Origin of the sequence: Baaleninema sp., from assembly GCF_049974805.1 — a bacterium.
Lineage (GTDB): Bacteria > Cyanobacteriota > Cyanobacteriia > Cyanobacteriales > Geitlerinemataceae > Baaleninema.
On the sequence record NZ_JBNGCO010000164.1, the window covers coordinates 1 to 7,138 of the forward strand.

General features: G+C 55.3%; 7 protein-coding genes. 2 read left to right on the forward strand and 5 right to left on the reverse strand.

Translation table 11 applies throughout. From position 1 onward, the window contains the following. Positions 1 to 125 precede the first annotated feature (125 nt). The 4 genes from ACP5D4_RS20215 to ACP5D4_RS20230 all read right to left on the reverse strand — a co-directional run bounded on the left by ACP5D4_RS20215 (position 126) and on the right by ACP5D4_RS20230 (position 4,847). Complete coding sequence (locus ACP5D4_RS20215; RefSeq protein ID WP_428013415.1) at positions 126 to 2,933, reverse strand: cation-translocating P-type ATPase; 2,808 nt, start codon at positions 2,931 to 2,933, stop codon at positions 126 to 128. A gap of 142 nt (positions 2,934 to 3,075) precedes the next feature. Continuing rightward, positions 3,076 to 4,164, reverse strand: coding sequence for a Get3/ArsA fold putative tail anchor-mediating ATPase NosAFP (locus ACP5D4_RS20220; protein WP_428013416.1), 1,089 nt, complete (start codon positions 4,162 to 4,164; stop codon positions 3,076 to 3,078). Between the two features lie 172 nt (positions 4,165 to 4,336). Further along, positions 4,337 to 4,534: a cytochrome b6f subunit PetP gene (petP, locus tag ACP5D4_RS20225; protein WP_428013417.1), complete on the reverse strand. Its 198-nt coding sequence runs from the start codon at positions 4,532 to 4,534 to the stop codon at positions 4,337 to 4,339. Between the two features lie 70 nt (positions 4,535 to 4,604). Further along, on the reverse strand, positions 4,605 to 4,847 hold the full coding sequence (locus tag ACP5D4_RS20230) for a 2TM domain-containing protein (RefSeq protein ID WP_428013418.1): 243 nt from the start codon (positions 4,845 to 4,847) through the stop codon (positions 4,605 to 4,607). Between the two features lie 195 nt (positions 4,848 to 5,042). Here ACP5D4_RS20230 and ACP5D4_RS20235 point away from each other — a divergent pair, with 195 nt between their 5' ends. Continuing rightward, a complete protein-coding gene (locus tag ACP5D4_RS20235) occupies positions 5,043 to 5,618 on the forward strand; it encodes a hypothetical protein (RefSeq protein WP_428013419.1) in 576 nt (191 codons plus the stop codon). Positions 5,619 to 5,679: 61 nt separating this feature from the next. Here the strand turns inward: ACP5D4_RS20235 and ACP5D4_RS20240 are convergent, their stop codons facing one another. Continuing rightward, positions 5,680 to 6,567 (reverse strand): alpha/beta fold hydrolase, encoded by an 888-nt coding sequence (locus ACP5D4_RS20240; RefSeq protein ID WP_428013420.1) that lies wholly within the window; start codon positions 6,565 to 6,567, stop codon positions 5,680 to 5,682. A 231-nt stretch (positions 6,568 to 6,798) separates the two neighbouring features. Between ACP5D4_RS20240 and ACP5D4_RS20245 the strand changes: the two genes are divergently transcribed. Next, a partial coding sequence (locus ACP5D4_RS20245) for an RNA-guided endonuclease InsQ/TnpB family protein (protein WP_428013414.1) occupies positions 6,799 to 7,138 on the forward strand: 340 nt, incomplete at its 3' end.

Genomic DNA, 7,138 nt, shown 5'->3' on the forward strand with positions numbered 1-7,138 from the left:
TTCATGGGTAATTTTCGAGGAGATTATATCTCCCACTTTACACGACCAGTGCCAAGATGCGAGGCCGTTGGTCTCTCGGCGATCGCTACTCCAACGCGACGTACTTCTATCCCGTCTGACTGACGTTATACTGCACGATTAGTTTGGCGGCGAGAGCGCCAGCGCCAGAAGAGTTTTTCCAATTCGAGCCAAAGAAACACTAACAGACTAAACCCGATACAAATTAACAGTTCCAGAGGGCTGAGGGGATAGGTTCCAAAAAAGTCCCGCAACGGCGCTATATAAATTAACAACAGTTGTAACACCGTCGTCAGGATAACGGCGCCCCAAACATAGGGATTCGATCGCGGATCGAGTTCGAGGGTCAGTTGCGTGGTCGATCGCGCCGCCAACGCATGACCCATCTGCGCTAAACATAACGTCGTAAACACCATCGTTTTCCAGCGATCGGGTTCTCCGAAGCGGTTGGCGTAGTCATAGCCCCAAGTCATCAGTGTAATCGTCAACCCGGCAAAGACAACGCCGATGCGGAGGATATAAGTCCCCAAGCCTCGGGCGAAAATACTTTCTCGAGGACTGTGGGGGGGACGCTTCATCACCTTGGGTTCGGCGGGTTCTACGGCCAAAGCTAGGGCGGGGAGTCCGTCGGTGACGAGGTTCATCCAAAGAATCTGTAGGGGAGAGAGGGGAGCGCCCCCTAAACCCAGCAAGGGCGCCGAGCCAATCGTTAATACTTCTCCGACGTTGCTACCGAGAACGTACTTGATAAAGCGGCGAATGTTGTCGTAGACGACGCGCCCTTCTTCTGTGGCTCGGACGATGGTGGCGAAGTTATCGTCGAGCAGAATGGTATCGCTGGCTTCCTTGCTCACGTCAGTCCCCGTCAGCCCCATGGTAATGCCGATATCGGCTTGTTTGAGGGCGGGGGCGTCGTTTACGCCGTCTCCGGTCATGGCGACGATGCGATCGCGCTTTTGCAGGGCGCGAACGATGTCGAGTTTGTGTTTGGGGGAGACTCGGGCGTAAACGCTCACGCGATCGACCTGTTCCTCAAGGGCTTCGGGAGACAGGTGGTCTAAGTCTTGTCCGGAAAGAACGCGATCGCCCGGTTGCGCGATTCCCAATTCGTAGGCGATGGCTTGGGCGGTCAGGCGGTGGTCTCCCGTAATCATCACCGGACGAATTCCCGCCTCCCGACAGCAATTTACGGCGTCTTTGGCTTCTGGACGCGGGGCGTCGAGCAGTCCCACGCAACCCAGCCAGACGAGCTGTTTTTCGTCGGTTTCATCGTCGCTGTCGGGGAGGCTGTCGAGGGGACGTTCGGCGAAGCCCAACACCCGAAATCCTCGGGCGGCGGTGCGGTTGCTGCGATCGAGCCAGGTTTGGCGCTCTCCCTCGCTCAGCGGCGAGATCTCGTGTCCCCGTCGCACCTGGGTACACCGCTCTAACACCACTTCGGGAGACCCTTTCATCAGGAGTAAATAGGGAACATCGGGGGAATTGTCGAGGGATTCGGATTCGGCCGCTTTGACGACGACAGACATCCGCTTGCGTTCGGGAGAAAAGGGAATTTCCGCCAACCGGGGGATTTGCGGTGCGATCGCCTCTTGAAACAGCCCGGCTTTCCCCGCCAGGGACAGCAACGCCCCTTCTGTGGGGTCGCCGATAACCTCCCAGGTTTGGCCCCGTTGCTGTAACAGGGCGTCGTTACAGAGAACGCAGGCGTATAACAACCGCTCTAAATCCGGCGGAAACGGGCGATCGAGGGGCCTCTGGGAGGTGCGATCGCGCCACTGACCCACGGGGGCGTATCCCTCTCCCGTCACCGTCAAAGCTTGCGTTCCCGTCTCCACCCACTGCACCACCATCTTGTTTTGGGTCAGGGTTCCGGTTTTATCCGAGCAAATCGTCGTCACCGACCCCAAAGTTTCCACCGCCGCCAGTTTGCGAATCAGGGCGTTGTGGCGCACCATGCGCTGAGTTCCGATGGCTAACGTCACCGTCACCACAGCGGGGAGTCCTTCGGGAACCACCGCCACCGCCATACTCAAGGACACTTCCAGCAGTTCCCGAAACTGAGTCCATCCCGCCTGCAAAACGCCGAGACTCACCACGATTCCCACCAACAGCAGGGAACCGAGAACCAGCGCGTTGGCCAGTTCCGCCATGCGCCGTTGTAGGGGGGTCGGTTCGCTTTCGATCGATTGCAACAGGGCGGCGATCTGTCCCAGTTCCGTGGCGGTCCCCGTTTTCGTTACCACCGCCCGGCCGCGGCCGCTGGCGATTTCCGTCCCTTGAAACACTAGGTTCGATCGCTCCGCCAACGCTGCCCCTTCCGGACAGGGGCGTTCCGCTTGCTTGCTGACCGGTTCCGATTCTCCCGTCAGCGTCGCTTCGCGAACCGATAAATTCCGGGCGTCCAACAGGCGAGCGTCAGCCGAAACCGACGATCCCGCCTCGAGGAGAAGGATATCCCCCGGAACCAGGTCTTTGGCGGTGATATCGCCGGGGATACCGTTACGAAGGACGCGCACTTGAGGGGCAGAGAGCTGTTTGAGGGCAGCTAGGGATTTTTCCGCTCGACTTTCTTGGACAAAGCCCAACAGGGCGTTTAAGAGGACGATGGCAAAAATCGCCACCGCATCTCGGGGAAATATCCCCTGACGCAAATCCAACAGTCCCGAGACTAACGCCACGCCCATCAACATCAACAGCATGACGTTGGTAAACTGTTCCCACAGAATGACGAGGGGACGGCGACCGCTGGTTTCTGGGATTTCGTTGCGCCCGAAAGTTTGCCACCGTTGTTGTACTCGATCGTCCGTTAAGCCCCGTTCGGCATCGCTATCGAGGATTTCGAGAGTTTCCGAGAGACTGAGGGCGTGCCACGCTCGCGAGGGGTCGTACTGGGGAGAAGGCGGAGGAAAAGCCATAGGGCGAAAGCGATCGCGGCATCGATGACGGAACGGTACACCTGCGGTGTTAGTTCTAGAATAGAGAGTTTTCGATCGAAACAACGACTTCGATCGCAGTTTCTCCCCGCCGTCCCCAGACTCCTCAACTTCTCAACTTCCCCTAGAACGAAATCGTCAGATACTGATTCTGAAACTTCGCCCCTTTCACAGACTTACCCTGCAACGCCGGGGGTAAAAAGATATTGTGCCGTTGTTCCCCGGCTTCGACTGTCACCTCCGGCCCCGACTGAATCAGTTTGACCTGTTTTTTATCGAATCCCGGCAAAAACAACCGTACTGTTTGGGCGTCGAGGTCGATTTCCATCGGTTTCGGGGCGTTGGCGACGTTCTCGAAATCCGGTAAATTCTCGATAATCGGCTGCCAATCGTCCCCCGTTTTATTGGGAACCGCACTCACCGCCAGGGGCGCAAACTCAGAGGCGATCGCATCGCTGAGGCTGCTGCGATTGAGGATGACACCTCCGACGGTCAAACCGATTTGTTGGGCTTCTCCCCAACGGTATTTCGCCACCGCAACGGCTGCGGGATCGGCTGTCGTCACCAAATAGGCCGCCATGCGCTGGGGATCGGAGAGCGTGCGTTTCCCCTGACCGAGTAAATCGTCCAATTTCTCCGTTGTAAACTCCGTTTGCGACCAATCTACGTTTAACACGGCGCTGCTGACGGGTTGCACGAAGGGCGAGAGCGCCCGCACGATGTCCGAACCGTCGAGAACCTGACGGAAGCGGCGCAAATACCAGCCTGCAATCTCAGCGATACCCAACATCCGCAGCGTTTCGCGATCGCCCGGCCCGTCGTAGACAATCACATCGTATTTCCCACCCGCATCGTACTCCCGCACTGCATTAATGGCGAAGGCGCTGTCCATTCCCGGCAAAACCGCCAATTCCTGGCCGTAAACCTCTTTAAAAAAGGGAGTTCGCAGATATTTCGCCTCTAAACTCTTAACCTGTTCCCACCCCTGTTCGAGCATATAGGGAGTATAGAACTGAATCGCTTGTAAATTTGGTGCGATCTCCGTCGGTTCCGAGGCCACCGACGCCCCCAATAACAAGCTGAATTCAGGACCCGATCCCTGACTGGCCAGTAACACGCGCCGTCCGAAGCTGGCGTGATACTTCGCCGCTGCGATGGCCATGGTGGTGCGTCCGGTGCCGCCTTTTCCAAGAAATGTGAGAATCTGTGCCATAAAAAGAATCTGTATCGTTACAATTTCCGAAGATAGCGCGATCGAATTGATAATTGATAATTTATCCCCCTCATCTCCTCATCTCCTCATCTCCTCATCTCCTCATCACTGAAAAAGGGGGGTGCGGCATCGATCGTACCGTCACCCCCCTTCAGTTGCCCGTAAAAATCGCTTATGCGGGTTCGAGTTCGTCTTCAAAGAACCAGGTAGAAAAGCCGCGATCGAACGTCACGACGACGCCGATACCACTGCCATCGACCATTTTGTACTCAGAGACCGTTCCGACGGGATTTTGTTTGATTTTACTAACGATGTCGCTCGGGACGCGATCGCGAATCCGGCGGACTTTAACCTTTTGACCTACTTCCATCACAGCTCGCTTAACCTGTGTTTTCGATAAAACCACCCCATAGTTTATCAGGGTTTCTCCCCCGACCGGCTTAGGATTGAGAGTAGTTTGCCAGTCCGAAGACGTAAACGCCGTGGGCGAACAACACCGCCCCCCACACCGCACTCGCCCACAGCGTCCAGGGTTCGTCGATGCGATACAGGGTATAGAAAAACCAAGCGCCGGAATTACAGGCGGCGAAAATTGCTACGTGCAAGGCGAAGTTGATGCGATCGCCCAAGCGTCGGTACGCTGGGTCTTTCGGGTCGGGTTTTCCAGGCCATTTGGGAGGCATACAATAAAAATAGAAGGTTGCAAAAACTGACGTAACGGTATCGATTTTACACAAACCGACCTTTTAAAGTCTGATAAAATTTGGATGAGGGGTGACACCCCTCACTTATAAATCGGATATTTAAAAAGATCGAGACTTCGATCGTCAAGGGTCTCGCGCCAGCATTTGCGTGGGTTTATTGCATCGAGAGAAAACATGCTAAAATCAAGCGTTTATCCCTGGAACCGTCTCGAGACGGCTTCGAGATGGCCGGAGGTCGATCGCACTACTGCCACAGACAGCACGATCGCCCGCGTCGAACGCCAACGTTCTGAGTCTCATACAGACATTTCCCAGCTTCCCGCCTGCGTGCGCCTCGATTTTGAAGGCTTAGAACGCTTTGAGGTGGTGCGAGATCAATTCGCCAGATGGGGCATTCGATTTGACAACGCGATCGCCGTCTGCCCCTCAAATCCCGCCTATCCCATTCATTCCGGCGATATTTTATTAATGGGAGCGCCTCAAAGCGGGTTTCTCGAGTTGAAATTCAGCTGTCCGGTTCAGTTCGTGTCGGGATTCGTCACCAGTTCCCGCATTACGGCGATGTCAGCCTACAACGACCTCGGGGAAACCATCGCCCGCGACGAACTCCCCTCGTCCAATTTAGCCAACAGTCAAAGTCCCACCTCCGCCAACTACCAACTCATCGTGAAAGCCCCCAACATTCACCGGGTCACGTTTTACGCTTTCGACGGGGAGTTAGCAGTTGACGATATCAGTTTCGGTTATTGAGTTTCGATCGTTGAGTTTCGATCGTTGAGTTTCGATCGTTGAGTTTCAGTTGATAATACGCTCAACGAACCTGTTGCACCACCCAGGACGCCATTAATTCGTTGACGCGATCGGGGATTTCGTCGTGGGGGCAGTGACCGGCGTTGAGGTAATATTCGGTCAAACTGGGGTAGTATTGGCGAAATTTCGCCCCTCGTTCTCGGGCGTCGATCCAGGGATCGCCTTCTCCCCACAGCATCAGTAAGGGACGTTCGAGTTGCTGTAGCAGTTCGTCGACGGTGGCGCCTCGGGGGGTTTTGAACACGGATGCGAAGACTTTCGCCGCACCGCGATCGCACGACGGACGGTAAATTTCTTCGACGAGGCGATCGGTGACGGCGGTTTTATCGACGTAAACGCGCTCTAAAGTCTTGCGAATCACCGATCGACGCCGGGTATTCTGGAAAATGAGAAAGGCTACCCAATCTTGCAGCGCAAACCACCGCACGAGACGATTCATGACGCTGGGTTGGCGAGGTTGACTGTCGCTGAAAGGCCCCGCACTGTTGAGAAGAACCAAACCTTTGGCCGATTGGGGTTTTTGGGCGGCGACGCAGAGGGAAACGTACCCGCCGAGGGAATTTCCCGCCAATACGACGGGTTCGCCGATAACTTCGCTGATGAAGTCGTGGAGTTGGTCGCGCCACAACTGACCGCTGTAAGGAAGTGTGGGTTTGGCCGATCGACCGAATCCCAGCAGGTCGATCGCCCACACCTCGAAGTCTTCTTGCAATCCGACAAGATTTTTCCGCCAGTGATCCGTTGACGCCCCAAAACCGTGAACCAACAGCAACGGCGGACGGTTGGGATGTTTGCATCCGGTTTTGACGTAATAGATCTTGTTGTCCCGCCAGGTCCAAAACTGTCCGGGGACGGTATCGAGTTCCCGAGTCGGTGTTGTTGTTTGCATAGCCATTGAAGTGTTAAACGCTCGTTCGACGATTTTCAGCAGCGAGGCACTGTTTTCTGAGAAGGTTTGTTAAGTATTGTATCGATTTTCGTGGAGGTTCGGGAAGGGCGATCGATCGCCCGTTGCTTCCTGCCGAGGCTGCGTTATCATAAAGCTGCGTTATCAAAACTCCTGGGTCTGAAACCCCGCCCTTTCAGGGCGGCTTTACACAATAGATGCTACAATGTGAGCATGACGCAAAAAGCATTCCGATATCGTTTCTACCCAACTGCCGAACAGGAAGACCTGTTGCGGCGGACGCTGGGCTGTACCCGCCTTGTCTACAACCGTGCTTTGGCCGCAAGGACTGAAGGCTGGTATGAAAGGCAAGAACGGATTGGGTATAAAGAAACGTCGGCGTTGCTGACTGAGTGGAAAAAAGAGGATGAGCTTAGCTTCTTGAACGAAGTTAGCTGCGTCCCCTTGCAGCAAGGTTTGAGACACCTCCAAAAAGCGTTTGCTAATTTCTGGGCGGGACGGGCTAAGTACCCGAACTTCAAAAAGAAGCGAAACGGCGGCAGTGCTGAATCCC

What these genes read in the sequence shown, in the direction of transcription:
- ACP5D4_RS20230 (WP_428013418.1), bottom strand. Translation starts at nt 4,847, where the DNA reads ATGCCTCCCAAATGGCCTGGAAAACCCGACCCGAAAGACCCAGCGTAC.
- petP (WP_428013417.1), bottom strand. Translation starts at nt 4,534, where the DNA reads ATGGAAGTAGGTCAAAAGGTTAAAGTCCGCCGGATTCGCGATCGCGTC.
- ACP5D4_RS20240 (WP_428013420.1), bottom strand. Translation starts at nt 6,567, where the DNA reads ATGCAAACAACAACACCGACTCGGGAACTCGATACCGTCCCCGGACAG.
- ACP5D4_RS20215 (WP_428013415.1), bottom strand. Translation starts at nt 2,933, where the DNA reads ATGGCTTTTCCTCCGCCTTCTCCCCAGTACGACCCCTCGCGAGCGTGG.
- ACP5D4_RS20235 (WP_428013419.1), top strand. Translation starts at nt 5,043, where the DNA reads ATGCTAAAATCAAGCGTTTATCCCTGGAACCGTCTCGAGACGGCTTCG.
- ACP5D4_RS20220 (WP_428013416.1), bottom strand. Translation starts at nt 4,164, where the DNA reads ATGGCACAGATTCTCACATTTCTTGGAAAAGGCGGCACCGGACGCACC.